Origin of the sequence: Gemmatimonas groenlandica (assembly GCF_013004105.1) — a bacterium.
In the GTDB taxonomy this organism is placed as follows: domain Bacteria; phylum Gemmatimonadota; class Gemmatimonadetes; order Gemmatimonadales; family Gemmatimonadaceae; genus Gemmatimonas; species Gemmatimonas groenlandica.
In genome coordinates, this window is sequence record NZ_CP053085.1 from 3,553,460 (window position 1) to 3,578,967 (window position 25,508).

The following is a 25,508-nucleotide window of genomic DNA, read 5'->3' on the forward strand; positions in this document are numbered from 1 at the left end:
GCCTCGCTTGTCACCTCTCTGCGCGCTCGCGCCCCGTTTGCGCCGTGCTGTCCGCCGTCGGCAGCGCACTCCTGATCGCGGGCTGTGGCGGGGGCGGCGATAGCGGCCCCTCGGGCATCACACCGCCACCGGTGATCACCCCGGTGATCGGCCCGCCGGCCTCCGTGACCGTGGCGGCCGGTGACGCCCAGCTGGGCGAGCCGCTCGCGGCGCTGGCCAATCCCGTGGTCGCGCTCGTGCGCGACAGCGCGAGCAAGCCCGTAAGCAACGTCGCGCTCGCCGTCGCCGTCGATTCGGGCGGCGGCACGGTCACCACCGCCACCGCGGTGACCGGCCCCGACGGACGCGCCACCATTACCGGGTGGAGGCTGGGCCCGACCGAGGGACCACAAACGCTACGCATCACCACCGGCGCGCTCGTGACCACGGCGCGGGCCGCCGCACAGGTGCCCGCCACGACCATCCCGGTGCTCACGGTGCCGGCGGGAGGCGGCACGGTCGTCGTTACGCGACCCGGATCGCAGCTTGATAGCACCGTATTCACCATCCCCGCTGGTGCCTACACCACGGCGAAGGCGGTGAACGTGAGCTATGCGTCGTCCGCGGCCCTCACCACGGTGGCCGGTGGTCGCGTCATCTCGCCCCTGGTGACGGTGAGTGGTCTCGAGGCGCGCGCGGGCGTCGACCTGCGTCTCAGCATCCCGATTCGACTGCGTGCCGGCTTCACGCCGATCGTGATCGTGAAGAACCCGACGACGAGTGACGTGAGCACGCTCGACCTGCGCGACTTCAACAGCACGCGCGTGACCGTCGCCTTTCGCGCGCTGAACGGCGCCGCGATCGACAACTCCGCGCTCACGATTCCGCCACTCGGTGCCGGTGCGCCCGCCGTGCGTGCACGCAGCACGAGCGCGGTGGTCGCCGATGCGCCCGCGCAGTTGTATGTGATCGAGATTCCCGACGCCGAGATCTTCAAGGATCGATTGACCGAGTTCAAACTCGATGAGGACGCGTGGAACTTCAAGGCGATGCCGACGGTGGTGGAGCCGGCGACGCAGTTCGGCATGGTCGCATCGGCGCTTTTCTTCTTTAATCGCTCCAAGTCAGCCGGCCGACCCTCGCTCAAGCAGCTGCAGTATTTCAATGAGGATCCATCGTGGAAGGTGCCGTACAGCAGTTGGCGTGCGATGCGTCTGGTTTCCTTTGCGTCCGCGCCCGCGATCGTGGGGCGCGCCGATCGATTCGCACCCGTGGCGTCGCAGGCACTTGATGCCGACTTCCGCGCGATCGCTGCGAACATGCTCATCTCCGGCAACAAGCCCGTACCGGTGTGGGCCACGAACGACGCAGGCGATATCGCGCCACTCATCGCCATTGCCATCGTCAATGGACAGATCCTCGTGTACGATCCGATGGTTGGCGAAAGCACATCCGGTGTGCTGATCTTTACGCCTGACCATCGCCTCTCCTTCTACGACCAGAATGGCAGCAGTACACCGAAGCGCTACACGCGCGTGATACCGGTCTCGCCCTACAACTTCTACGATGCGATCACCCTCGAACCGATCCTGAAAGGCGTCAGCACACCGTCCTATGGCGATGACCGATTCCCGGCGACCAGGTTGCGATCAGCGTTCGACACCGTAGGTCGCGGCACCGACAGCGTGTTCTTCATCGACACACTGTCCATGTGGATCACCTGCGATGCGTGCACGGGCAAGGGTGTCACGCCCACGTTCAATCCCAAGCCGGCACCAGCAAACGGCGAGGTGATGCTGAGTTGGTTGTGGCGACGCGCCCTCGGCACCGATCCCGTGCCCGACTACGTATCCATCACCGGCACGGAGGTAAGCAACCTGCGGGGCGGCTTTCGTTTGAATGCCAACCTCGGCCCAACACGTCTCAATTCGTTGCACTTCATCGCGGTTGGCAATTGCGGGAGCTACGCCTGCTGGATCGATGCACGACCGGCCACCCTCGTGTTCCGCACCACGACCACACTTACCGCACCGACCACGGTGGCCGCACGAAGCAATGTGTCCATGTCGGTGGCCCTCACCCGACATCCTTCGGGCGCTATCGTGGAATGGGACTTCGACGACGGTACCCCGCGACAGAAGACGGGCACGACGTTGAACACCACCCACGTATACGAGCGCGATGGCACCTATCGCATCAAAGTGCGCACCTATCATCCGCGTACGGAGCAGTTGGTCGGCATCGACTCGAACACCGTCGAGGTAACTGGTCGATCGTGGGCGGCCTGGCGATTCACGTCGTTCCAGATCAGTGTAGACGACCAGTATCGCGGTCTGCCGTACAGTGGCGGTACTGGACCCGCCACGCGGTGGAGCGTGTATCGCACCAACGCGACCAGCAGTCCCTCGGCCACGCAATTCCTCGCCAAGGTATTGGCCGACAGCATCGACTGGTACGGCATCGCGGCCGGAAGCAAGCCCGGCGCACTCGTGTATCTCAGTAAGGACACCGTGAGCCGCAACCGGCAAGACGGAACAACCGTGTACCGTGCGGCCAAGGGTTTGCACTATCTCGTGGATGTCCAGGTGCCCACGGCGGACTTGGTCATGCCGTACGGACTCGATCCGTACAGCAAGGCGCTCGCGTCGCCAACGCTCCAAGGAGTGGAGTATCCCACCGCCATCGCCAACGCTTGCAAGAGTGCGTTCAGCAACTTCTACACGAGTGCTGGCAATCCGCTCTCGACCGCGAGCAGTACAGCGAGTGGATCGGTGTGGGCGCATCTCATACAGACCGATGGCGTCGGTGGATCGGTCACGAACGAACCACGTCGTGTGACGACGGCGCAGGTGTCGTTCAACGGCGAGACGGCCACCGGGACGCTGCGCGTACGCTATAGACTGAACCCGAGCTGTGGTTTGAGCGACGGCGACGAAACCCCGTGGACGATCACTGCCAACTTCAACGCGGTGCGGATCCGATGAGCATTCGGCGCTGACGCGAATCGCCTGGCGATAGACGTCACGCGCCTCACGTCACCACGCGGTCACGGTTGTGTCGCGGTCGGCAACATCGGCCGCGCCACGTCCTCCGCGTGGTACGTCGGCGACCTACTCTGATGGCGATCGCCGCGACTCGACGTCGAGTCGCCCGCTAGTCGCCCACTCCGAGATCGCCATGCATTCCCGTCGTTGGTCACTCCCGCTCACCGTGGCACTGGCCGCGGCGTTCACCCCCGTTGGCGCGCAGACGCTCACCAGCCCCTCGTACGTCAACGGCATCGCGATCGAGGGAAGCAGGGAAGACCTCGCCGGTTCCGCATCGTTGTTCAACCGGTTGGGTTTCTTCTCCGATCTGTACTACGATCGCAATCGGAACGAATGGTGGGCCGTATCGGACCGCGGCCCGGGCGGCGGTGTCATCTCGTACGACACGCGCATGCAGCGCTTCACGATCGATATCGACGGTAACACTGGCGCCATCAGCAACTTCAAGGTGCAGCAGACGGTGCTCTTCAAGTCCCAAGGCGTGCCGCTGAACGGACTGGCCCCGTCGCCCACCAACACGCTCGGCAATTCGCTCGATCCCGAAGGCATTGTCGTGGTGCCGCAGACCGGCAACTTCCTCGTGTCCGACGAGTATGGCCCGTCGGTGCTGGAGTTTGACCGCAGCGGAAACCTGGTGCGCCGCTTCACCGTGCCCGCGAACCTGGTGCCCAAGGTGGGCGCTACGACCGACTACGCCAGCGTGCCGCCCACTCTCACCGCCGGTCGCGAGCCGAACCGCGGCTACGAAGGACTCGCCATCAGCCCCGACGGTAAGTTCGCGTACGCCATGCTGCAGAACGGCACCGTCAAAGACGGTTTGGTCGGCGGCAACCGCGGCAAGTACACGCGCATCGTGAAGTACGACATCGCAACTGGCGAAGCTGTCGCACAGTACGCCTACGAACTCGAGTCGTCCGCGCAGGGACGTGGCATCTCCGCTATCGTGGCGCTGGGCAACGACAAGTTTCTCGTGCTCGAGCGCAACAACCGCGGCATCGGCACCGGCGCCACGCTGGCCTCGGCCGACAAGAACATCTTTCAGATCGACCTCACGGGCGCCACTGACGTGACGGGTATCGACCTGCCCCCGACCGGCCCGCTGCCGCTTGGTTTCGCCGCTGCCGCGAAGAGCGGCAAGTTGATCGACCTCGACGCGAACGCGCTCGCTGCACTCGGCAACAAGGTGCCCGAGAAGATGGAAGGATTCGCCGTTGGACCGATGCTGGCGGACGGCTCGTTCATGCTGCTGATGGGCACCGACAACGACTACAGCGTGACGCAGAATGGTGCGGGCACGCAGTTCGATGTGTACTTCAAGTTCTCCGACAGCGATCCGCTGGCCACGTCGATCCAGTGCCCCATCGGCACGGTGACCGGCTGCACGGGCACGCTCACTGGCGACTACGCGCTGGTTCCCGGCATCCTGCAGTCGTACAAGGCCAACATCAACGGCTACGTGCCCACGGTGGTGCCGGAGCCGAGCACGGTGGTGTTGATGACGATTGGTCTCGGACTGTTGGGTGGCGTGTTGGTGCGGCGGCAGCGTTCTGCGTAACGCGTTCGCGTAACGCGTTCGGCGAATGATCGTGCGCAAAGAAGGCGCGCCCTGACGTGGTCAGGGCGCGCCTTCTTTCGTCCGGACGACGGACTAGTAGTTCAGCTTGACCTGAAAGATCGCCGTCGTACCACTGACCTCGTTGCCGACGATGATGAGCGGCTCCTTGTTCGGCGAGCGATTCGCCGGGACGAAGGTGATGCCCTCGGGGCCAAGGTCGCCCGTGGCGCCGGTGCGGGTGTTGATGTACGACTGATAGATCGGCGCGGTCGGGTTGGTGATATCGTAGACGGCCACGCCGCCCACGCGCTCGAGGCCGATGAACGCCATCGTCTTTTCGCCGAACTTGGCAATGACGAGGCCTTCCGGTTCCGGCCCCTTGTTGTCCGAGCGGTCATCGGCCGTGTTGCCGGTGTTGCTCGCGTTGAAGTTCACCATCGAAAGATTCTTGGTGAGCTGCTCGAGCTGATCACCCGAGTCGTACACCAGCGTGCCACTCGCCGTCCAGATGCTGAACGAACGGGCGCCGAGCACGTACAACGCGTCATACAGGCCGGTTACCGGATTGCGGCCAAGCGTATTCGTAACGGTCAAGCGGCCAAGGCGCGACGCGGCATTGCAGGTGCCACCGCAAATCGCACTGGTGAAGATCGAGGTGTTGAGCGACAAGGTCGAGACACGTGCCTCCTCGGCAAAGCCGATATAGTCGCGCGCGTCGCCCTCGTTGGCGGTGACGATGTAGGTCTGACCATTCGCCGTGTAATGACCGATCGCATCCGGCTGGTACATGCCAAACACGGGCCACGTCCGGATGTTGATCGCGTTGTCGCGATCGCTCACGTCGAGTCCGTTCCCCGCCAGCGAATGATTCTTGAAGCCTAGCGGAAGGATCTGCGACACGGTCGCCGAGGCGAGGTCGATCACCGCAAGTGCATTGTTTTCCTGCAGCGACACCCAGGCCTTCGACTCGTCGTCGGAGATGGTCACGTACTCCGGCTCGAAATCCTGTGCGACCGTCGCGTTGGGGCCGTAGATGCGAACGCCGGAGGCGCGAAGCGCGGCCGCTTGGCCGTTGAATGCGTCGAATCCGACCTGACGTACGGTCGGCTTGTTGATGTTGCTCACATCGATGATGCTGACCGAGCCGACGGGATCGATCGAGTAGTCGCGGTTCGGCTCACCCTCGTTGGCGACGACAACCGTGCGACCAGAGGCCGAGAAGGTGAGCATGTCGGGAAGCGCTCCCACCGTGACCACCGAGACCTTCTCGAGCGTCGTGGCGCGGTAGAAATGGACCGTGCCGTTGGAGACACCGTCGGCTGCCTGCACGGCGACGGCGACAACGCCCTTGCTGGCCGCGACGCTGTTGGCGCCACCGCTGAACGTGAAGCGCTCGACGAACATCGGCGCGGTCGGGTTCTGCGCGTCGTAGACGTCCACCGAACCCAAGGCACCGTTCACGACGAAGATGCGCTTGGAGACCTCGTCGTACGCCGGAATCTCGGAGGCGCCGACGCCACCATTGGCGAAGCCGCCGATCTTGACGAGCGACACCGAGCTCGGCGTCTTGTTGGCGGCGCTCGCCGCGAGGACGGGGCCGATCGCGGGCGCGAGCAGCTCTGAATTCTCTGGACTGCAGGCAGCCAGGGCGACGACGGTCGCGAGGAACAGCGTTGAGACGGGACGGGACATGGAAAGACCGTGTGGGCGGGGAGGGAATGGACAATCCGAAGGCACGCCCAAAGGTGCGAGCCATTCTCCAGCCTGTACGGTGCCGTGCGGTCACAGATCTGCAACGACGCGGTGACGAATCTGCACGCGATGTGTACCGAGCGAATCACCCCACCGTGACGATCGAGCCGATCGACCTCAGCGGCCCTGTCGCGTGCCCGGAAAGAACCAACTCGCACCCACGCCTACGCTCGATGCGCCAACCTCACTCATAGGTGCGTCGGCGGTGCGATAGGTGAGACTCGTCACGCGCAGGTCAAAGGCGAAGTCGCCGCGCACATACTCCGCCTGCACCAACAGACCCGCATCGTTCGCGAACTCGAGGCGACTGTCGAGCACCTCGCCGCTCGCCTTGAGCACGTTATGCAGATGCACTGTCGCGCCGGCACCCAGCCGAACGCCGGCCGGCGCGCGATAGAACACGAGCCCCTCCACCGGGAAGCGCAGCCAGTTGGCGTCCTGGTTGGTGGCGGCGGGAATCGTGCGCCATTTGATGCCGCCCTGTCCCTGCAGTTCCACGGCGTGACCGCCCTGGCTCCACGCGCGATACACGCCGCCTACCGTGAGCAACAACCCACCACCGGCCGTTACGGTCGGTGTGGTGCCGTCTTCGTAGCGGAATTGCACGACTTTCTCGCCGCCGTACTCGAGCCCCACGCGCGCCACACCGCGCCAGGCCGATGTCGTTGGCAACGGGGCCGTTTGCGCCGCCAGTGGACGCAGGGCAAGGGTGAGCGCCAGCGCGATCGGCGTGGCGAGGGACAGGAGGCGAGCACGACGGATCATGAAGCAGTCGGCGAAGAGAGGGAGTGAGCCGGTCAGATCGTGCGGCGCGGTGCGGCGGTGGCCACATCGCCGGTATTGGGCGTACCGGCCGTCTCGATCAGCAATAAATGCGCCTCCTCCTCAGCGTACGGGCAGTGCTCCACGCCACGGGGCACGACAAACAGCTCTCCCGCTCCAAGCGTCACGTCGCCGTCCCCGTCGTGCATCCGGATCGTGATGCGACCCTTGAGCACCAGAAAGAAATCATCAGTGTGGGCATGCGAATGCCACACGAATTCGCCCTTCACCTTCACGACCATGAGATCATGGTGGTTGAAGGTGCCGATGACGCGCGGCTGCCAGTGTTCGTCGAACGTGGCGAGCTTTTCTGCGAGATTGACGGGTGGCATGAGTCGGGTGGCGGATGTGTGCAAGCGATCATCGCGACATGTTCGGCAGCCAGAATATCATCGTTACACTCGCGATGCCAGCGGCTGTCACGAGCGTCAGCGCAAAGAGGCCGACTGCCGTGGCGCGGGGCAGTACGTCGGTACGACTGCGCTGCGCCTCGAAGTACAGTTGCAGCACGCTCAGCGGCACCACCACGTACACCGCGAAGGCCAGCGTGGTGAGAAACGGTCCGCTGAAGGTTTTCGCGTCGAAGCCCACCGGTCGACGCCATGCGGCGAGCCACAGGAAAACGCCGAGCCGGAAGAAGTACACGCCACCGGCCGCGAGGAACGTGCGCAGCGCCCATTGCCGGTGCGTCGCGAAGTCGCGCGTACGGGCCGCGCGCCAGGCCATGACCGCACAGGTGCAGAGGATCACGGCATTCAGAGAGATCGCGATGTGCTGTGACATACTGCCAGCGCCGCCTTTGCGAATCCACACCATATAGAGGCCCACCAAACTCGTGAACAGCACCGACACCATGTAACCGCGCCCGACCCAGCGGTGAAGCGCCGGCACGCGTCGTCGCACTGCGGGCATGAGCTGCAGGGCACCGCCTGCAATGATGAGCACGGCCAGCAGCACGTGTGCCGCGATGGCGGCGTTGCCGAGTGTCTGTCCAGGCACGTAGGCGGCCCGCATGATCGTGTTCCATCGCGCGTGGTCGCCCGACACCACCGCGCCACCGTAGACCATCGTGATATACAGCGCAAAGATGAACTGGCCGGCGAGCGCGGTGCCGCACCACGCGCGTACGGCGAGGGCCAGCATGCGTTGACTCGGGCGACCGGGATGAGATCGGCCGGCCGTCGCTCGGCTGGTGAATCCCGGGGCGGGGTGCATCCGTTCTGAGAGAGGGGCGACGGGAGTGGTATCGACCGTACTGGGCATCGGGTGCGTGGGTAGCGGGGAGCGTGTCCTAGGATGTCCTAGGGTGTCCTGCGGTGGCTCTCCACCAGTCGTACGAATTCGCGCGGAGCGTGGTGATGATCGCTGGGGACAACGACGTGACTCGCGGGGCCACCATTTCGGTGGACCTCGCCACACAGGTGACGGTCTCCGCGACATACGTGCGCGGGGTCGTGACGTACGCGGTCACACGCGGTGTGGATCGCGGCGCGCTACTGGGCGCAGCGGGCGTGCACGAAGCCGATCTTGCCGTCGATGATGCCCGCTTACCGATGGACGCGCTGATCGCCGTATTGCGAACCGGCGCGGCGCAGTCACACGATCCCGCCTTCGCGCTCCACTGCGGCGACTACGTGCCCTGCGAGCAGGTCTCGCTCGCCTCACCACTCGGGCAGTCGGCCACCACCGTGCTCGGCGCGCTACAACAGGTAAATCGCTACGCGCGACTGGGCATTGATTTCCCCACCCTCGGCGCCGGCGACCGCTTTCGCATCGATGTCAGCGCAGCCGGCGCATGGTTCATCGATCTGCGACCACACGACACGTGGCCCGAGATCACCGAGCTGGTGTTCGCGCGCATTGCCCGCGGCACCGCTCGCGCCGCTGGTCGCAGCGTGTTGCGTGCCGTGCATGTGACGCACGCTGCCCCGGCGCACGGCGACGCCTATCGCAACGTGTTCCGGGTTCCGATGGTCTTTGGCAGTACGCGCAACGCGCTCCTGCTCGACGCGACATTCCTCAATACGCCCCTCACACCAGCGCCAGCGCACGTGGCGCGGATCCTCGCCGCCGAAGCCGACGCACGATTACAGGCCATCGACGCGCAGCGCACGGTGCGCGGGCGGGTCGAGCTCGTGTTGCGGCCGCGGTTGGCGAGCGCCGATTTGGGCGTCGAACGCGTAGCGAGTGCGCTCGCGATGAGCCGACGCACGTTGCACCGCAAACTCAAAACCGAAGGCGTCACCTTCGAGACCACGCTCGACGAACTGCGTCGGTCGGTGGCCCTGGAGCGACTACAGAGCGGCGGCGTGACCGTGAGTGAAGCCGCCGCGCTGGTTGGCTTCTCCGATCCCGCCGCCTTCTCTCGAGCCTTCAAACGATGGACGGGCGAGCGTCCTAGCGCTGCGGTGCGGCCGACAGCACCACCTTCTCCTGCTTATCGAAGCCGATCGTAAGTCCCGCCGCTTTCGCGAACGCGGCCGTCGCGCTTCCCGACGACTCCATCCCCAAGCGCAACGTGACCGGGCGTGCGCCGAGTGCACTGTCGGCCAGCGTGGCGCTCAGGGAGAACCAGCGTGAGAGCTCGTTGAGCACCACGCGCGCCGGGGTGTCGGTGAACACGAGCGAGTCGCGCACCCAGGCCAGCGCGACATCGCTCGCGACGGCGTCGAGTACCGTCACCGCGCCATCGGGTGTGACGCGCACCGCCTGACCCGCCGCGACGTCCGTCGGGTCACCGCCGTCCTTCACGCGCACCGACACGCTGCCTTCTTCAACACCCACCACCACCGCCTGCTCCTCGGGGAAGGCACGCACCGTAAAGCGTGTGCCCGTCGCGGTCACGATCGCGTTACCGGCCAGAATCGTGAAGGGCAGCGGCTGTCCAGGGGCTACGGTGAACGACACGGTGCCGTCCACTTCGGCCGTGCGCATCGTGGTGCCGAAGGCGCGTGGCATGCGAAGCCGCGAGTCCGACCCGATGCGCGCCTTCGTGCCGTCGGCCAGATCCACGTTGCCACGCTGTCCACGCGCCGCCGACAGCGTACGCGCATCCTCGGCCGCGATCGCCTTCTTCACGGCGATCTCTTCGCCGGCGCCCGAGAGCAGCGTGCTACCGCCAACGATGGCGACGGCGATTACGACCACGGCAATCGCCGGCCCCTTCCACGAACGGGTCCGCCCGACATGCTGCACGTGCTCGGCCGCGTGATGCTTGCTCGCCTCGCGCGACGCACGAACCGCCGCGTCGTGATCGACCGGCGCCTCGTGCAACACCGCAACCAGCTTCGCCACCGCGTCGTTGGTGCTGAGTGGCGCCACGTGCGGTACGCGGGCACCACCGCGCTGATGCAGTGCAGCGTGCTTTTGCCGCTGTATCGCCGCGGCGGCGCGTATGGCATCGTGCAGCGCGCCGTCGAAGGCCCCTGGCACCGTGTACTCGGTGCGGTGCGGCCACGCGTCGAGCATCCCCTGCTGCGCAATCTTGCCGCTGTAGTGCTCAAGCTCGCTACCCAGCGCATCCTTCGCTTCGGCGACCAGGTCGGGGTATCGCTCGCGATACACCCGCGTCAGCTCGAGTTCGTCGGCGGCAGACATCGGCGAGGTACTCGGCGGCGCCGCAACGTTCGATAGGTCGGACATGAACTCATCCTCCAAGGCGTGGTGGACGTTCTCGAGCTCAGTGGGGAGAGCGACGACGCATTGGCCGCCTCACCCGATGCAGCCAAGATGCCACCGACTGGATAGCCGCGAAGTAAGGCTTTGCCCGACGCGCGGGTGGTGATCGCCACCCGCGGGTCCTCAAGCGCAGCTCGCTACGCTCAGTTCGCCCCGAACCGCTTGAGAATGACCGGTACCGTTCGCGCGAGAATGTGCATGTCGGTGCGCAATCTGCGCTGTTGGAGGTACGTGAGGTCGTAGCTCAGCTTGCGACGCACGTCGTCCACGTTGCTGTCATAGGCTTGCGACACTTGCGCCAGGCCCGTGATGCCGGGGCGGGCGCGATGACGCAGGGTATAGCCGTGCACTTCGTCCTTGAGCAGTCGCACGATGCTCGGCCGCTCGGGACGTGGACCGACGAGGTTCATGTCCCCGCGGAGCACGTTCCACAGCTGCGGCAGCTCGTCGATGCGCGACGAGCGCAGGATCTTGCCCACGGGTGTGATGCGCGGATCGTTCGCGGTCGCCCAGACGGCACCGGTGCCCTGCTCCGCGTTCGCCACCATCGAGCGCAGCTTGTAGATCGTGAACGGACGGCCACCGATGTCGTCGCTGCGACGGCACTCCGGATAGTCACCGCAGCTACGCCGGTCCATGCCCACGCGCACCTGCCGATAGATCACCGGCCCCTGCGACGTGAGACGCACCGCCAGCATGGCCACGAGCAGCACCGGCAGTGAGAGCACCATCAGGCCTCCTGCCGCGACCACGTTCACCGCTCGCAGGAGAGCCGGGTTGACCCCGACTTCGCGCGCGGCCACGTCCTTCTCGAACCATGTCTTTCGGATGCGCGACATTGCATTCCTCCTGGCGCTTGTGGATTCCGGCATCAGCCACGAAGCGACGATGTCAGGCGAGCCCGCTACGTCGAAGTACACGCGAGCGTACGCATGCAGTCTCCCCCGCCGTCGCGCGCCGATCAATGCTTGGTGTGTCCCGAACGCGCAACAAAACTGGTGTGACCAGGGTAGCCATCGGCTAAGCAGTGAAGCTATCCATGCGCACTCACCCTTCCTGGAGCCCTTCATGTTTCCCGTCCGTCACGTGGCCGCCCTCGCCGCGCTCCTGCTCGCCGCGCACACGCGCGCCGACGCGCAGCTGCCATCCGTGCAACAGGTGTACGACAACTACGCGACGGCCGTTGGAGGACGCGACGCGTGGGCAAAGGTGACGCATCGTGCGGAGCAGGGCACGGCCAACATCACGTTCGCCAACATTACGGGGAGCTACAATCGCTACAACAGCGCCCCGAACAAGGTGCGCATGATCATCGACCTCGGCGTGGGGCGTGTCGAGCAGGGGAGCGACGGCACTACGATGTGGCGCGCGCAGCCCGATGGCTCGGTCAGTCGAGTCGGCGGCGCAGAAGCGATCGACGGGGCGGAAGCCAATGCGGTCCGCGCCGCCTTCCTCGATCCGTCGCGATTCACGAACGTGGCCGTCGTCGCGCAGGAGGTCTTCGACGGAGTGTCGTGCTACAAGGTGGCCATCACGACGAAGGGCGGCCACGAACGCTACGACTTCTTTGAGGTCGCGACCGGGCTGCGTCGAGGACAGCGCGTGAAGTGGCCCGACGGGCTGCTCACGAACATCTACCGCGACTACAAAGCATTCGACGGCAAGCTGATGGCGACCGTGCAGATCCAGGGCACCGCGCAAGGCGACGTCGTGCTCACGATCAACAGCGTCACGTTCACGCCGAACGACCCGAAGCTGTTCGAACTCCCCGCGGGCATCGCCAAGTAGCGGAGCGCCGCCGAGATACGCGTGTTATTGCGTCGTGGCGAATCCGACCCAACGGCGCGTTACGGTTTTGATTGATCCCACTGCGCCGTGCCCATCGCAGTCCGTGCCTCTTCGCAGGCATTCTGCGAGCGGAAACCGTACACGTAGTGCATATGCCCTGGCGATCCGGGAATGAAGAACTGATTGTCCTTCCTGCCGGCGACTCTCGAACTGGCATCGGCATCGGCATCGTAGAGGGAGGCCGCCAGTGCTTTCGAGCACGGCTTGTCCTTCCAGTCGGCCGAGCGCGCGGCACCCGCGTCTTGGCCAAAGGCCCACGTGTATTGCCATGGGCGATAGATCATCACTCCCGTGGCCAGTAGCATACCGAGCAGCAGTGCACGCATAATTTCACCTCGACGTCAGTCCGTTTCCTTCCGCTTCCTACAATCGACATGTCATGCGCGCATCTCGCAATCTCTTCGCGCTCCTGCTGCTGGCCGGCACCGCGCTGAGCGCGTCCGGCTGCGAGCGAGAGAGAGAAGACGCGCCCGTAGGTACGTCGGGCGACGTACCTCGTGCGCACCCGATCGTGGGCACGTGGCTCGTGCAGGACCCCAACGCGCCGTTCCCGTACCACCTGTACGTGTTCAACGCCGACGGCACGATGCAGCAAGCCAATCCGGACGCCGGCGACCCGCGCACGAGCGACAGCGACGGCAAAGGTATCTGGGCTGTCCGCGGCGACCGCTTCGAAGCCAAGTGGGTGGAAGTCACCGCCGACCGCACCACGCATCGGTATGCGGGTCGCCTGGAGCTCACGATGCAGATCACCGTCAAGGGCGATTCGCTGACGGCGTTCGAGACCGTGAAAGTGTTCGATGCGGCGGGGGCACCGGCACCGGCGCCGGAGACACCGAAGCCGCTGTTGGGTGCGCGGATCACGCTACCGTAAACGAGAGTGAATACAATGTCGATACGCCCCGCTCGTCGTCGTGCCCTTCTGTTGTGGCTCGCACTCATTGCCAGCGTGTCCTGCAGCGGAGGCGGCAAGGACGGTACCGTCACCGAGCCCACGGCCGTGCTCACGACACTCACCGTTGCGTTGAGCTCCGCAACGCTGCAGGTGAACCAGTCCAGTCAGGCCACGGCGTCCGGGCTCGATCAAAACAACCGCGCGATCGGTGTCGGTGCGGTGACCTGGTCGTCGTCATCACCGTCGGTCGCTACCATTTCGCCGAGCGGCACGATCAGCGCGCTCGCGCCCGGGCAGACGACGATCACTGGCGCGAGTCAGGGGAAGCAAGGCACTGCCACGCTGACCGTGCCGCTCGCGCCCGCGATCGCCGACTTCGCGATCGTTGATGCGCAGTTCACCCAAGGCGTGCAAGTCGCCGACGGCAGCCTGCCGATGGTGCTCGCCGGGAACGCTGCCGTCGTCAACGTGCTCGTGCGCGCGTCGACCGCAGTGACCAGGCCGATGCAGATCGTACTCCGGCTGCTCGATGCGAGCGGCGCGCTCGTACGCAGTGATACCGCGCTCAGCGTCGGGGCGCTCGGCACGGCGCCGTCGTTCGAGGCGCCGAGCGTACAGTTTCTCGTGCCGGCCGCTGTGCTGCGCAGTGGACTCCGATGGCAGGTGCTCCGTGATCCCAAGGGAGCCGCGCCCGACGATTCGGTGGCGAACGACGCCTTCCCGCGCGCCGGAGCCGCGACCCTGGCGACGGTCACCGTACCGCCGCTCAACATCCGATTTGTGCCCATTGTGCTCTCGGCCCACGGCAACGCCACTGGCGCCGTCAACACGGCCGTGCTGCCGCAGTACCTGCGTTCGCTGTTGAGCATCCATCCGCTGGGCGTGGTGAATGCACGCGTGGGCACGCCACTGACCACGGCCGCGAGTTTCGGGATCACGCCGTCAGGTGGTGCAGCGCCTTTCTGGCAGCAGGTGCTCGCCGAGCTCGATCTGGCGCGCGTCGTCGATCCCGTCGAGTCCACGGCCAACTGGTACGGCGTGGTCGTACCGCCGGCGGGATTCAACAACACGACGCTCGGTGGGTTCTCGTACATCCCGCCGACCACCGCGAACACCGGCCCCGGCACGCGCACGTCGGTGGGTGTGCAGATCAACTGGTTCACCCGCCCCACGCAGGCGCGCGACCTCGTCGCCCACGAGATCGGGCACACCTTTGGTCGGGCACACGCGCCGTGCGGCGGCGCGGGCTCGCCGCTCGATCTGACCTATCCGTTAGCGACCGGTACGCTCGAGCAATCGGGGCATGACGTGTTCGCGTGGGCGAATGGTCTGGCCACGAGTGCGCCAACGGTCGACAAGAGCGCGGGCGACGCCATGGGATACTGCTTTCCGGTGTGGTCGAGCGCATACACCTATCGCGCCGTGCTCGCGTTTCGCGGCCTGATCGCGGCGTCGGCACTCACCGTGGACCTGCCGCGCGTGCGCGCAGTGCCCAGCGCCGCGAGACGACGTACGCTCGTGGTTCGGGGCAGTATCACCAATGGCCACCAGCTCCGACTCGAACCGGCGTTCGCACTCGACGCGAGGCCGTCGCTGCCCGATCGCGCCGGCTCGTATCGCGTCGAGGGGCTCGATGCCGATGGCCGCGTACTCTTCGCGCACACCTTCGAGCCGTTTGTGCTCGCCCACATGCCCGACGTACGTCCCTTCACCGTCGTGCTGCCCAGCGATGCCGCGCTCGAAGCGCAGCTCGTGTCCATCGTCGTACGCGGACCTGCCGGGACACAGCGCATTGATCGATCGCCGGCGGCGGGCATGGTACCGGTGGCGCGTGCCACGCAGGCCGTGCGCGAAGGGAACGGCATGGTGAACGTGGCGTGCGCCGATGCATCCGCGCGCGGCATTCTCGTGCTCGATTCGTCGACCGGTACGGTGCTCGGCTCAGCGCCGGCGGCATCGCTGCGCATCGCGGCCGCATCGGCGGCGGCCGTGGCGGTGGTGTGCAGCGACGGGGTGGGTTCGCAGCGTACGCGGGTGGACGTGCGATAGGCGACGGGGGGCGGCGGCGATTTCGACGCCGTCAGCTCAATCGTCTACCGCTGGCAGCGCACGCTCGGACTCGGCGGCGAGATGGTCGCCGAACACCGCGCCGGCACCGATGAAGAGCACGGCAATCATCGGCCCGATCATCGTGGGCATTGTTGCGACCGCGAATAACGCGAACAGCAGATAGCCGATGACGGCGCCTTTGGTGACGTGGCGGCGACGATCGGAGAGTGCCACGCGCGTGCGGGCCAGCAGATTGACGGTCACGAGCACCGCGAGCAGTCCCGCCGCAATGCCGCCACCAATGAACCCGATGTCACCGAAGGCCGCGCCCGGGAGCGCACCGATCGCGGTGCCGATGATGCCGGCGATAGTGACGGCGGTGAAGAGCGCGAGGCGACGGAGTTCGGTCACGGCAGCGCGCCAATCCAATGCGTCACAGGCTTCAACAAAAATTCCTCGAGGGCGATCCCATCGCCTCCCACCATGAGTATGCGTGTCGGCTGAAAGGCTTGGGCAAAGGACGACGTCCCCGCGTGCGCCAGCGGGGCGCGTCCGCTCTTTACCTCGATGGCAGTGAGCGTGCGACCAGCCTGCACGATGAAGTCGACTTCGTGATTGCGTTCGCGCCAGTAGTGCACCGTGCATTCGCCGCGCATGGCGGCATTGGTGAGATGAGCACCGACGGCCGACTCCACTAGTCGCCCCCAGAACTCGCGGTCGGCGCGCGCCTCAGTAAGCGTGAGGCCGCTGGTCACGGTCATGAGTGCGGTGTTCAGCACTTGTAACTTGGGGCTCGACCCGCGGCTTCTGGCCACATCGCCGGCGTACTTGGGCAGTCCGAGCACCATGCCGGCACCGGCCAGCAGGTCGAGATAGTGGGCGAGCGTGGTGGTGTTGCCGGCGTCCTGGAGTTGGCCCAGCATCTTGGTGTAGCTCAAAATCTGCCCCGAGTAGCGGCAGGCGAGCTCGAAGAGACGGCGGAGGAGGGCCGGCTTGTCGACGCGCGTGAGCAGCAGCACGTCGCGCGAGATCGACGTTTCTATGAGGCTATCAGCCACGTAGCGCGCCCAGCGGGTGGGCTCTCCAATCAAGGGCGCCGCGCCCGGATAGCCACCGTAGAACAAGTACTCGTCGAGCGAATAGCCGAACGCGTCGTGCATTTCGGCGAACGACCAGTGGGCCAGAGGGATCGTTTCGAATCGGCCGGCGAGGCTGTCGGCCAGTCCTTGAGCGATGAGCAGCGGGGCCGAGCCGAGGAGCACCACGTGGAGTGGGCGCTTGGCGCGGGTGTCCTCGTCCCAGAGGCGCTTCACCGTGTCGGACCATCCGGGGATCTTCTGGATCTCATCGAGGACTAGCACGGCGCCGTTTGTACGGTTGGTGGAAAGCCGCGCGGCATCCCACTGCTGGGCGATCCAGTCGGTGCCCTTGAGGGTGGGCTCATCGGCGCTGGCGCTCCGCACCGGCACCGTGAGAGCGTCGGTGACCTGCTGGACCATGGTGGTCTTGCCCACTTGCCGAGGGCCGGCGACGACCTGAATGAACCGGCGCGGCTCGGCAAGGCGGTCGGCGAGGGTAGTTGCCGCTTGTCTTTGAAAGGGTGTAGTTTTGCTCACCATATTGAGTAATTCTACTCAATTAACTGAGTAAATCTAGCGCGCCGAAGCCGTTGCTGGGTGGGTCGGAGCATTTCCTTGCTACTAATTTTGGAGAAACTAGTAGCAAGCTAGGACAAGGCTCTTGGGCCAACTCGGGATAGTGGTGCTAACATATTGCGAATCAACAACGTAGGTACATCAGGCCGCCACGCCCCCTCCGGACCCGCATGACCCGCTCCGCTCCCCTCCGCACCCTCGCCGCGCTCGTACTGCTCGTGGGCGCGCTCATCGTGCGGTCGGGGCTCACGCCGGCACCGCTCCCCGAGACGGCACCGGCAGGGGAGTTCTCGAGTAGCCGCGCCCTGCGCCACGTGCGCGCGATCGCCGAGCGTCCGCATCCGAGCGGGAGCGCCGACCACGCCAGGGTGCGTGAGTACATCATGGCCGAGCTGCGCACGCTGGGTCTCGAGCCACAGGTGCAGGAAGCGACGGGCGTGGGCACGCGGTATCCCGCGGCCGGACATGTGAAGAACATCGTGGTGCGCGTACGGGGACGTGTGGCCGGCGGAAAGGCCGTGCTCATTGCCGCGCACTACGACGGCGTGGGTGCGGCCCCTGCCGCCGGCGACGACGGATCCGGATCGGCCGCGCTGCTCGAGACACTGCGTGCGCTGCGGGCCGGCGCGCCGCTCGAACATGACGTGACCGCGCTCTTCACCGACGCCGAAGAATCCGGCCTGCTCGGCGCCGCCGCATTCGTGCGCGAACATCCGTGGGCGCGCGACGTGGCATTGACCATGAACTTCGAAGCGCGCGGTACCACGGGACGTTCGCTGATGTTCGAGACCGGCGCCGGCAACCTCGATGTGGCGCGCGTGCTGGCCACGCTCAACGACGTGACCGCGAGCTCGCTGAGCGTGACCATCTACCGCTCGCTTCCCAACGACACCGATCTCTCCGAGCTCTCGCTGCTCGGCACGCCCGCGCTCAACTTCGCCTTCGTGGACGGTGTGGAGCGCTATCACACGTTCCACGATGACGTCGCGCACCTCGACGCGGGGAGTTTGCAGCATCACGGCACGCAACTCCTCGCGCTCACGAAGACGTTCGGTAGCGGACCACTCCCCCGCCCCGTCACCAGCGACGCGATCTTATTTAACAGTCCGTTCGTTGGCGTTCTGGCGTATCCCGAATCGTACAGTGTGCCGATCGCGCTGGTGGTTGCGGCGGCGGTGATCGGGCTGGCGGTGTTCACGGCGCGCAGCGACAAGAAGTGGGCGCGCGGGATGTTGCTCGGCGCGGTGGCGATGCTCGTTGCGACGGCGCTCGGTGGATTGGCTTCGTCGCAGCTCGCAACTACGATCGAGAAGGTGCACACCGCGACCACTTGGGACGGTCAACCGTCGTGGAGCGGCGCATATGCGTTGGCGTTGGCGATGCTCGCGCTGGCCATTGCTGCCGGCGCGTGGGCGTTGGCGCGACGCTGGGCGACTCGCGACGCGTTGCACGTAGGTGCGCTGGTCGTGTGGGTCGGGATCGCGTGCTTCACCGCCGTGAAGCTGCCCGTTGGCGAGCTATCTGTTCGCGTGGCCCGCGCTCGCGGTCGCGCTTGCCGGTGTGGTCGAGATGGTGATGCGCGACAGCGTGGGTGCGACTGCCGCACGTTGGGTAGCCACGGCGATCGCGGCATCGTTCCTGGTGCCGGTGTGCATCATGGTTGCCGGCTACACACTGCCGCTGGCAGGACCAGGCGGCATTGGTGTCGGCGTGCTCGTGCCGCTGCTGGCGTGGTTGTTGGCGCCGCAACTCGAGTCGCTTGGGGCAGAGCGTCGCTGGCGATCGGCTGGGCTTATTGCGGCGGCGTCACTGGCACTCGTTGCGGCGGGAGCGATGACAGTGCGTCGCGATGACGCGCGGCCCACTACAGAGAACCTCGCGTTCGTGACGTCGGTGGACGCTGATAGCGCGTGGCTTGTCGCGCCGTCGGCGGCGATGCGAGAGGGATCGTTCGCGCTTGCGACACTCGGGGCGTCCGCACGTAGGCTGCCCGCTCAAGCCCAAGCCGATTCGACCATGCAGTGGATTCAGTCGGCGATGAGCACGACGCGGGCGCTTGCCTTGCGCGGCGTGGCGCGTACGATCGCCGAGGGCCCGGAGGTCGCGGTCGTGGCCGACTCCGTCGTGGGCGACCGCCGGAGACTCACACTGCGGTTCACGGCGCCGAGTGTCACGTTGGCGTATCGCGTGAACGGCGCGGCGTACTTGCGGGCGATCGCGATTGACGGGATCGCATTGGACAGCGCGCGGTATCGGCGTGTACCCGATGCGCTATCGATTCCGTTTACCGCGCCGCCGGATTCAGGGTTCACGGCGGTGATCGAGGCGCCGGCGGATTCGGCGGTGGTGCTGCGGTTGGCTGCGGTGACGGCGGGGTTACCGCTGATGCGGGAACTGCGCGTACCGGCGCGACCGGCGGGAATTGTGGCGGTGCAGGGAGGGGATGTTACGGTGCGGTTTCGGTGGGTGGAGGTGGGGCGCTTAATGCAGAAGGATGAGTAGCGCGCGCGTAGGAGAGCAATACAGGATCTGGACGCACGCTCAAATCTGGTAATGGCTTGGAGAGGAATCAGCACCCTATGGAACGGTCAATAGCGGCCTGAGCCACGTGGTGCCATCGTGCGCCTCGTCAGATGTTGCGCCTCGGTTGCGGATTCGACAGCATTGCGACCGTGGTGCACATTTGTAGTCGCCGCCGCGTAGTTACTGAACCGAGCAAATCATGCACCGTACAGAACTTTTGTTTCTATTCGCAGTTGTGAGCTTCAGCGAGGCCGGAGGTACACTCCGCAGATCGAACGCTCCGCGGACTTATCCACCGACGACTGTAACGCGAACATCGATTGCGCAGAGCGCGTCGTCCGGACAGCAACCGATCCTCATCCCAAGAAGCGTCGGTGGCGATCCAGGGAATTACTACCTCATTTCCTCCTCCCGTCGTGGCGAAATAGTCGTAGCACTTCACAAGCGCGTGGGGCCTTCTGGCGTCGGATACACCAGAACAGAAACAAACTGCCGCACCATGCGAATGCGCGAACTCGGATACAGTGAGACGTCTGCTGAGAGCATTGTGCGGAAGCCTACAGAGTGGTTTGAGCTCGTACGGGGATCGAGCAAAAGCGATCTCGCCAGGTTCGTTTGTAGTCGGCGAAAATAGAAGCCGAACCTTGACCTCGCGCATCCGCTGAATGGAGAACGAAGCGCGATGCGAGAACGCATACTTGGAGAATTAACATTGGGGCTCTGGGACAAGATCATCGAGGGCGCCGCCGCGCACGACGCAAAGAGCGCTGAGAATGATGTTCGTCGCGCGGTTGAGCGAAGCCGCGCAATTCTTGCCTCGACCCCTCCCGGCCGAGCGCGGCTTGCGCGGGCGGCGGGCGAACGGGTGTTTCAAATCGATCTACCCCTCAGTACGACTACCGCAGCCGTTGTTCCCATGGTTGGTGCGCTCACAAACAGCACAGGCGCCAATCATGGGAGCACCATTGACTTGATCGAGCGTGAGGGATGGCGGCTTGAGCACGTTGGCTACGTTTTTCGCGCGACGGGTAGCGAGTCTCGTGACAAGTTTCTCGCAAGTGGACAACAAGAGGCGATATCTGGGGAGATCATCGGCATCTATCTCTTTCGCGTCGCGGCGCTCGACGTCGAGGAGATCACTCTCACGGAACAATCGCTTGAGTCGGATGCCCAGCCGCCTATTGAGTCATCCATGCTCGTCGATTCGAGCGGATGGCCTTGATAAATTGTATCGTTGGGATCAGATAGGCTGTTCGCTTTCTGCTTCATAGCGTGGCCCGCGCACGCTCCGTCTACGAATGCGCCCGCCCCGTCACGCGCACGGTCTGCTGCAACGAACCCAAGCCTACGCCGACTCCGCAGTACAGAAACCCACTTTTCGAAACGGGTACTTTGCCATGCGCCGAATGTTTCGCTTGATTTCGATTATCCCCGTACTGCTTTTGACCAGTAGCTTTGCTCTGGTGACGAGCGCGTGCGGCGACACGACAGGACCGAGTGGCGACAAGTGCACAAAGGGTTGTAGCTGCGGTCGGGCGTGCATCGACTGCTCCAAGAACTGCACTAAACTGGCATCCTCGTACTGGACGGGAGTGACACCGGACTCCTTGCTTCCTTAGGGATGAACTGGGCAGGGCCGTCGACAAACGCCTCAACTCGATCCGCTGCTCGACGCTGCAAGTTCGATGATCTTCACAGTGTGGTCGCCCGATTCGGCGGCCACCGTCGTCGATCCGCGACAAATCCATGATGGCGTGTACCGAATCGTGCGTTCCGCCGCCCGTGTTTGTCGCAGAATTCTGGCGACTTGTCTGGGTTGATCTTGGCCGCCAGTCGAGCCGAATCCCTTCAGTTCCTTCCGTTTGAATCCGGCGAAGGCAACGTCTGCCGATTTCGCACGCGACTCGCCAGCGTCACGACGTTCTAGTGCGCAATCGAATCGCGAAACAGTGGGTTGATCGTCGAGTCGTTCACGGCCGGCCGCACCACGCGTTCGCGTAGATTATCGAGGTCGATCGAGCACACCGCGCCGCCGAGGCGGTGAAGAGTTACCGCGAGCAACCCGACACAGCGTTGGCGACGGACGCGTAGAAAGTCGAAGTAGGGTCGCGTCGCGTCGTCGACCGCCGCCGAACTGGTGACGGTGTACTTGCGAGCGTCCAACTATACGACGGCGACGAAGCCCCCGTGACGTGCAAACCTTTCGCTATCGGTTAGCGACCTAGGATGTCTAGAATGCGTTCGAATCGCGCTCGGGCACGCTGCAGAATCTCGCCGAAAGACCACAGGTGAAGGCCCGCGTTCGCTTGTTTTTCGCGAATTGCTAGAACCTCAGAATCGTACTCGCGCCCTACTACATACGTGGTGAAGTTAAGGTTCGGCCGGTGCGCCTTCAGCAGACCCTCATAACCGAGAGCCTGCGTGACGTGCTCCATCCGTATCTTCTCTTTCGGACGTTTGAACTCAATGATTGTCGCCTGATGCCCTTCGTCGCGAGACCGGCAAATCAAATCAGGACGAAGATCTGACTTGTCAGCGTAGAGCTGATCGATCTTTCCGTCGAGGACTACCCTCAGCGGCTTGTCCGATGACCACAGCTCCAGCCCCTCCTTGACGAGCCACAGATTGGCTTCAACAAGCTTGTGCAAATCGATCTCATACGCCTTATCTGAGGACACGAGTTCCTCAAGGCGCGTGATGATGTTTATCTGCGTTTGCACTATGCTGGCAACGCTCGTTAGTTGGGTCAGCCCCCATTCACTCACTAGCGCCGCTAGCTTCTCCGCTTCGTGAACGTCCGCGGCGGCAATTGCATTCATCAGCTCTTTGAGCACGGACGACTCGTAGTAGCGCAGAACCCACTCGATCAGGCTCTTCGCGTCCTCCTCCGATGCGGTCTTTAGCTTCGCGATAATGCCGCGGACCACTGTTGACGCCGTCCCCCGCACATGCGGCGGAAGCTTTTCCAGCCGCGCCTTTACTTCCGGCGACGACATGAGCGTGTCAGTTCGCTTCTTAGTTTCGCCTTCGTCCGCGCCCTGAATCACTTTTCGAACGAACGTCCCCGCCCAGTCATAGAACGCACGAACCGTTTCTGAGTCCTCAAGAAAACCGTCACGCGAGGTCTTGATCAAGTCCTGCCGATCCTGGCCTGGGTCTTCTGGATCCAAGAATTCCGCACGAATTTCGCCGACAATCTTCTCTGCGGTGAAGAAGCCGTGTGCGCGCGTGTCGAGGCTGAATAGCGAAGGCGCTTGGACGATGCGGCCACGGACGCGAACCGACAATCCTGGTCTCTTTTGGCGCGTGGATGCGAGCACGTAAAACCCGGTTACTTGGCCAACTCCGGGCACTTGCTCAGCGAAATCTGTTCGATCTCCAAGGACCTCTTCGGCTGTACATTCGACTCCGTTCACGGTGACCGAAAAGCCGGGACCCATTGGCATGCTACGGTACAGATGTCTTCGGAGACTGTCAGCGCTCGGCATCTTAAGGCCAGCATGTAGCTGGATTAGCTCGATCTTCGTGCCAGGAGCGAGTTCGGAAGGGGTCTGAACTACGTCAATCTTGTGGCCGACGAGCGATTGAACGTTGTCCAATGCGCTCTTATCGATAGTGATCGCCGACTGCAGTCCATCGCTACGCGTCGTAAGTCGGACACGCGAAGCAATTCCAAAACCCGCGAGCTTACCTATTCCCTTACTCCCGATCACGAGCCGCTGCTTCGCGGTTCGCTCACCATCGGCACGTCGATTCCTACCGACGTGCAAAAACTTCTTCGTCAGCGCGGCCGCGGTCATGCCGACTCCGTCATCGGCGATAGAGATGGTGCTACTGTCGTCCAATACGTCAGGGAGTTCGATGACGACGTGCGAAGCGTCCGCGTCATAGGCGTTCGCGACTAGCTCTGCTAGGCACTTTTGTACGCTATTGTATGCCGCGATTCCCAAGTGCTCGAGGATTCGTGGCGAGAAGGAGAACTCTGCTTGAAGTCCAGTCATGATCGCGATTGGTTGGTTTTCTTAACGTCTGCAGCCGCGCAACGATAGTACTCAAACGCACGGTTTCCAATCCTTTACTTACGGCGTGCGTGATCGATCGCTGATTCGATGTGGTCATCAAGCTCCGCTGCAGCAGCGTGCAGGATCCTTCGAATCTCATCAGTCTGCCGCATGAAATCACAGTACTTCTTAAGCGCTTTATGTGGATCGCGCTCGTCTCGTAGCCGCCTAACTCGCTTGCGCCAGCTTGGAATGGGGTCATTCTTCACTGGCCAGTTGTAGTTTTTGCTCAGCCACTCGACAAGCTGGAAGACATTGCTTGCGCGGCTGCCGTTCTCCTTCGCATACGACCTACCTTGCTCCGAAGCCGCCAACTTCCAAACTTGGACGCGGAGGACTGCGCCCTCACGCGACGTACTCTCAGGAGCGTCGTCCGCAAGGAATTGAATCGTGTCATCGGCCCGCTGGACGGTTGACTCCATGTCCGCTGCTAGATCGGAGATTAAGTTGACTTTCATCGACGCGGCTACATCGAAGAGTCGCTGATATGCCGCGTTGAAGCGCTCTTCAGGATGACCTCCGGAGAGTTCACCAAGATATTTTCGCGCGCGATGCGACAGGACATCCGACGTACTCAGGATCCAGAACCGCGGCTTGTAGGCTTTCAGTAACTCGCACGTGATCGTGAGGTAGAAGAGGGTAAGTGAATGAAGTATGCCCTCATGTCGTAGCCCTCGATGATACGCGGTGTTGCGGAACGCGTGGAGATAAAGAATGGATTCGCCGGCAACAGTGCTTAACAGGGCGAGCTTAACCGCCAGTCGAATTTTGTCGGCGAAGTTCTGACCCAGTGCTTCATCAACGACCCGCTGGTCGTACTTCGGTTTGCCAAGCGTAGTCCAGAGACCGTTTTCCGACGCCCGATCCTCTGCGAATCGATGAAGTGTCAGTTCTACAACATTGTCGATAAGCATCAACGCAAAGCGATCAAAGTTTCGATCCTGCACCGCGAGTTGATCCAGAGCTAGATCAAGCTGATCGATCCCGTCCGCGAGAAACTGAATCATTCGATGAGCACGATGACGGACCCTGTTTGACTGAAAATTCCGATCACGCTAGGGGCCTCCTAACGCTCGCGTCCTGCGGCAGACGCCCACACGGACACCAGCGGGGCCTTCGCACCGTCCTTGAGGCTACCGCGAACGCCCCGCGATCGCTATGCGGATCTTCGCAGCGCTTGCCTGCAGCAACGCAATAATATTCCCAACGAGACCCGGCGGCGAGATACTCGTCGAACCCAGCTCCTTCGGAGGCATCCGAGATGTTTTACTCCGGTATCGATCTCCACAAGCGGACCATGGTCATTCAAACCATCGATGCCGCTGGCATCGTGGTGCGGATGGCTGACCTACCGACGAATCGTGCGGCGGTCACCGCCTACTTTGCGACCCTCGACGGCCCGCACCGAGCCGTCTGTGAGTGCACCAGCATGTGGTACTGGGTGCCGGATCTGCTCGTCCCACAGAGCATTGACCTACGCCTTGCCCACGCGAAGGATCTCAAGGCGATCAGCTAAGCGAAGGTGAAGACCGATGCCATGGATGCCGCCACGGTGGCGCAGCTACTGCGCGTGCAACTAATTCCGGAGGCGCACATGATTCGCGTGGGGACCCGCGAAGTGCGCATCCTTTTGCGGGCGCGGTT

Annotated in this window: 22 protein-coding genes; 10 read left to right on the top strand and 12 right to left on the bottom strand. The window is 63.9% G+C overall.

Annotation, left to right across the window (positions count from 1 at the left end):
• Positions 1 to 44 precede the first annotated feature (44 nt).
• Both HKW67_RS15170 and HKW67_RS15175 read left to right on the top strand, forming a co-directional pair.
• A complete protein-coding gene (locus tag HKW67_RS15170; protein WP_171226190.1) occupies positions 45 to 2,963 on the top strand; it encodes a PKD domain-containing protein in 2,919 nt (972 codons plus the stop codon).
• Positions 2,964 to 3,156: 193 nt separating this feature from the next.
• Positions 3,157 to 4,581, top strand: coding sequence for an esterase-like activity of phytase family protein (locus HKW67_RS15175; protein ID WP_171226191.1), 1,425 nt, complete (start codon positions 3,157 to 3,159; stop codon positions 4,579 to 4,581).
• 93 nt (positions 4,582 to 4,674) lie between these two features.
• On the opposite strand, the gene HKW67_RS15180 is transcribed toward HKW67_RS15175, so the two are convergent.
• From HKW67_RS15180 to HKW67_RS15195, 4 genes are all read right to left on the bottom strand, one after another.
• A complete protein-coding gene (locus tag HKW67_RS15180; RefSeq protein WP_171226192.1) occupies positions 4,675 to 6,273 on the bottom strand; it encodes a choice-of-anchor I family protein in 1,599 nt (532 codons plus the stop codon).
• A 177-nt stretch (positions 6,274 to 6,450) separates the two neighbouring features.
• Positions 6,451 to 7,098 carry a hypothetical protein gene (locus HKW67_RS15185; protein WP_171226193.1) on the bottom strand — a complete coding sequence of 216 codons (648 nt, stop codon included), beginning with the start codon at positions 7,096 to 7,098 and terminating at the stop codon, positions 6,451 to 6,453.
• A gap of 32 nt (positions 7,099 to 7,130) precedes the next feature.
• Positions 7,131 to 7,487 (bottom strand): cupin domain-containing protein, encoded by a 357-nt coding sequence (locus tag HKW67_RS15190; RefSeq protein ID WP_171226194.1) that lies wholly within the window; start codon positions 7,485 to 7,487, stop codon positions 7,131 to 7,133.
• A gap of 28 nt (positions 7,488 to 7,515) precedes the next feature.
• Positions 7,516 to 8,298, bottom strand: coding sequence for a DUF2306 domain-containing protein (locus HKW67_RS15195; RefSeq protein ID WP_171226195.1), 783 nt, complete (start codon positions 8,296 to 8,298; stop codon positions 7,516 to 7,518).
• Positions 8,299 to 8,513: 215 nt separating this feature from the next.
• Here HKW67_RS15195 and HKW67_RS15200 point away from each other — a divergent pair, with 215 nt between their 5' ends.
• Positions 8,514 to 9,611 carry an AraC family transcriptional regulator gene (locus HKW67_RS15200; RefSeq protein ID WP_206044443.1) on the top strand — a complete coding sequence of 366 codons (1,098 nt, stop codon included), beginning with the start codon at positions 8,514 to 8,516 and terminating at the stop codon, positions 9,609 to 9,611.
• Here HKW67_RS15200 and HKW67_RS15205 read toward each other — a convergent pair.
• Both HKW67_RS15205 and HKW67_RS15210 read right to left on the bottom strand, forming a co-directional pair.
• Positions 9,553 to 10,797, bottom strand: a complete 1,245-nt coding sequence (locus tag HKW67_RS15205) for a FecR family protein (RefSeq protein WP_171226197.1) — start codon at positions 10,795 to 10,797, stop codon at positions 9,553 to 9,555. The two genes, HKW67_RS15200 and HKW67_RS15205, sit on opposite strands and share 59 nt — an antisense overlap.
• Before the next feature lie 179 nt (positions 10,798 to 10,976).
• The gene (locus HKW67_RS15210) at positions 10,977 to 11,672 is read right to left on the bottom strand and encodes a sugar transferase (RefSeq protein WP_171226198.1); all 696 of its coding nucleotides are present in this window, start codon (positions 11,670 to 11,672) and stop codon (positions 10,977 to 10,979) included.
• 229 nt (positions 11,673 to 11,901) lie between these two features.
• On the opposite strand from HKW67_RS15210, the gene HKW67_RS15215 reads away from it, so the two are divergent.
• On the top strand, positions 11,902 to 12,621 hold the full coding sequence (locus tag HKW67_RS15215; RefSeq protein WP_171226199.1) for a hypothetical protein: 720 nt from the start codon (positions 11,902 to 11,904) through the stop codon (positions 12,619 to 12,621).
• A 59-nt stretch (positions 12,622 to 12,680) separates the two neighbouring features.
• On the opposite strand, the gene HKW67_RS15220 is transcribed toward HKW67_RS15215, so the two are convergent.
• Positions 12,681 to 13,007 carry a hypothetical protein gene (locus HKW67_RS15220; protein ID WP_171226200.1) on the bottom strand — a complete coding sequence of 109 codons (327 nt, stop codon included), beginning with the start codon at positions 13,005 to 13,007 and terminating at the stop codon, positions 12,681 to 12,683.
• 53 nt (positions 13,008 to 13,060) lie between these two features.
• Between HKW67_RS15220 and HKW67_RS15225 the strand changes: the two genes are divergently transcribed.
• Positions 13,061 to 13,555, top strand: coding sequence for a hypothetical protein (locus tag HKW67_RS15225; protein WP_171226201.1), 495 nt, complete (start codon positions 13,061 to 13,063; stop codon positions 13,553 to 13,555).
• A 15-nt stretch (positions 13,556 to 13,570) separates the two neighbouring features.
• Complete coding sequence (locus HKW67_RS15230) at positions 13,571 to 15,625, top strand: Ig-like domain-containing protein (RefSeq protein WP_171226202.1); 2,055 nt, start codon at positions 13,571 to 13,573, stop codon at positions 15,623 to 15,625.
• 36 nt (positions 15,626 to 15,661) lie between these two features.
• Here the strand turns inward: HKW67_RS15230 and HKW67_RS15235 are convergent, their stop codons facing one another.
• Both HKW67_RS15235 and HKW67_RS15240 read right to left on the bottom strand, forming a co-directional pair.
• Positions 15,662 to 16,036 carry a hypothetical protein gene (locus HKW67_RS15235; protein ID WP_171226203.1) on the bottom strand — a complete coding sequence of 125 codons (375 nt, stop codon included), beginning with the start codon at positions 16,034 to 16,036 and terminating at the stop codon, positions 15,662 to 15,664.
• On the bottom strand, positions 16,033 to 17,244 hold the full coding sequence (locus tag HKW67_RS15240; RefSeq protein ID WP_171226204.1) for an ATP-binding protein: 1,212 nt from the start codon (positions 17,242 to 17,244) through the stop codon (positions 16,033 to 16,035). Before HKW67_RS15240 ends, HKW67_RS15235 begins: the two co-directional genes overlap by 4 nt.
• A gap of 206 nt (positions 17,245 to 17,450) precedes the next feature.
• Between HKW67_RS15240 and HKW67_RS15245 the strand changes: the two genes are divergently transcribed.
• The 3 genes from HKW67_RS15245 to HKW67_RS15255 all read left to right on the top strand — a co-directional run bounded on the left by HKW67_RS15245 (position 17,451) and on the right by HKW67_RS15255 (position 21,025).
• Entirely contained in the window at positions 17,451 to 19,133 is a 1,683-nt protein-coding gene (locus HKW67_RS15245; protein ID WP_171226205.1) for a M28 family peptidase, read from the top strand.
• A 163-nt stretch (positions 19,134 to 19,296) separates the two neighbouring features.
• Complete coding sequence (locus HKW67_RS15250; RefSeq protein ID WP_171226206.1) at positions 19,297 to 19,782, top strand: hypothetical protein; 486 nt, start codon at positions 19,297 to 19,299, stop codon at positions 19,780 to 19,782.
• Positions 19,783 to 20,485: 703 nt separating this feature from the next.
• Positions 20,486 to 21,025, top strand: a complete 540-nt coding sequence (locus HKW67_RS15255) for a hypothetical protein (protein WP_171226207.1) — start codon at positions 20,486 to 20,488, stop codon at positions 21,023 to 21,025.
• A 701-nt stretch (positions 21,026 to 21,726) separates the two neighbouring features.
• Here the strand turns inward: HKW67_RS15255 and HKW67_RS15260 are convergent.
• The 3 genes from HKW67_RS15260 to HKW67_RS15270 all read right to left on the bottom strand — a co-directional run bounded on the left by HKW67_RS15260 (position 21,727) and on the right by HKW67_RS15270 (position 24,871).
• Positions 21,727 to 21,966 carry a hypothetical protein gene (locus HKW67_RS15260; RefSeq protein WP_171226208.1) on the bottom strand — a complete coding sequence of 80 codons (240 nt, stop codon included), beginning with the start codon at positions 21,964 to 21,966 and terminating at the stop codon, positions 21,727 to 21,729.
• A 50-nt stretch (positions 21,967 to 22,016) separates the two neighbouring features.
• Entirely contained in the window at positions 22,017 to 23,804 is a 1,788-nt protein-coding gene (locus HKW67_RS15265) for an ATP-binding protein (RefSeq protein ID WP_171226209.1), read from the bottom strand.
• Between the two features lie 74 nt (positions 23,805 to 23,878).
• Complete coding sequence (locus HKW67_RS15270) at positions 23,879 to 24,871, bottom strand: hypothetical protein (protein WP_171226210.1); 993 nt, start codon at positions 24,869 to 24,871, stop codon at positions 23,879 to 23,881.
• 254 nt (positions 24,872 to 25,125) lie between these two features.
• Here HKW67_RS15270 and HKW67_RS15275 point away from each other — a divergent pair, with 254 nt between their 5' ends.
• Positions 25,126 to 25,380, top strand: coding sequence for a hypothetical protein (locus tag HKW67_RS15275; RefSeq protein WP_171226211.1), 255 nt, complete (start codon positions 25,126 to 25,128; stop codon positions 25,378 to 25,380).
• Positions 25,381 to 25,508 lie beyond the last annotated feature (128 nt).

Bases quoted from the DNA above. Each gene is read 5' to 3' on its own strand.
- HKW67_RS15175 (WP_171226191.1), top strand. From the start codon at position 3,157: ATGCATTCCCGTCGTTGGTCACTCCCGCTCACCGTGGCACTGGCCGCG.
- HKW67_RS15180 (WP_171226192.1), bottom strand. From the start codon at position 6,273: ATGTCCCGTCCCGTCTCAACGCTGTTCCTCGCGACCGTCGTCGCCCTG.
- HKW67_RS15185 (WP_171226193.1), bottom strand. From the start codon at position 7,098: ATGATCCGTCGTGCTCGCCTCCTGTCCCTCGCCACGCCGATCGCGCTG.
- HKW67_RS15190 (WP_171226194.1), bottom strand. From the start codon at position 7,487: ATGCCACCCGTCAATCTCGCAGAAAAGCTCGCCACGTTCGACGAACAC.
- HKW67_RS15195 (WP_171226195.1), bottom strand. From the start codon at position 8,298: ATGCTGGCCCTCGCCGTACGCGCGTGGTGCGGCACCGCGCTCGCCGGC.
- HKW67_RS15200 (WP_206044443.1), top strand. From the start codon at position 8,514: ATGATCGCTGGGGACAACGACGTGACTCGCGGGGCCACCATTTCGGTG.
- HKW67_RS15205 (WP_171226197.1), bottom strand. From the start codon at position 10,797: ATGTCCGACCTATCGAACGTTGCGGCGCCGCCGAGTACCTCGCCGATG.
- HKW67_RS15210 (WP_171226198.1), bottom strand. From the start codon at position 11,672: ATGTCGCGCATCCGAAAGACATGGTTCGAGAAGGACGTGGCCGCGCGC.
- HKW67_RS15215 (WP_171226199.1), top strand. From the start codon at position 11,902: ATGTTTCCCGTCCGTCACGTGGCCGCCCTCGCCGCGCTCCTGCTCGCC.
- HKW67_RS15220 (WP_171226200.1), bottom strand. From the start codon at position 13,007: ATGCGTGCACTGCTGCTCGGTATGCTACTGGCCACGGGAGTGATGATC.
- HKW67_RS15225 (WP_171226201.1), top strand. From the start codon at position 13,061: ATGCGCGCATCTCGCAATCTCTTCGCGCTCCTGCTGCTGGCCGGCACC.
- HKW67_RS15230 (WP_171226202.1), top strand. From the start codon at position 13,571: ATGTCGATACGCCCCGCTCGTCGTCGTGCCCTTCTGTTGTGGCTCGCA.
- HKW67_RS15240 (WP_171226204.1), bottom strand. From the start codon at position 17,244: ATGGTGAGCAAAACTACACCCTTTCAAAGACAAGCGGCAACTACCCTC.
- HKW67_RS15245 (WP_171226205.1), top strand. From the start codon at position 17,451: ATGACCCGCTCCGCTCCCCTCCGCACCCTCGCCGCGCTCGTACTGCTC.
- HKW67_RS15250 (WP_171226206.1), top strand. From the start codon at position 19,297: ATGCAGTGGATTCAGTCGGCGATGAGCACGACGCGGGCGCTTGCCTTG.
- HKW67_RS15255 (WP_171226207.1), top strand. From the start codon at position 20,486: ATGCGAGAACGCATACTTGGAGAATTAACATTGGGGCTCTGGGACAAG.
- HKW67_RS15265 (WP_171226209.1), bottom strand. From the start codon at position 23,804: ATGACTGGACTTCAAGCAGAGTTCTCCTTCTCGCCACGAATCCTCGAG.
- HKW67_RS15270 (WP_171226210.1), bottom strand. From the start codon at position 24,871: ATGATTCAGTTTCTCGCGGACGGGATCGATCAGCTTGATCTAGCTCTG.
- HKW67_RS15275 (WP_171226211.1), top strand. From the start codon at position 25,126: ATGTTTTACTCCGGTATCGATCTCCACAAGCGGACCATGGTCATTCAA.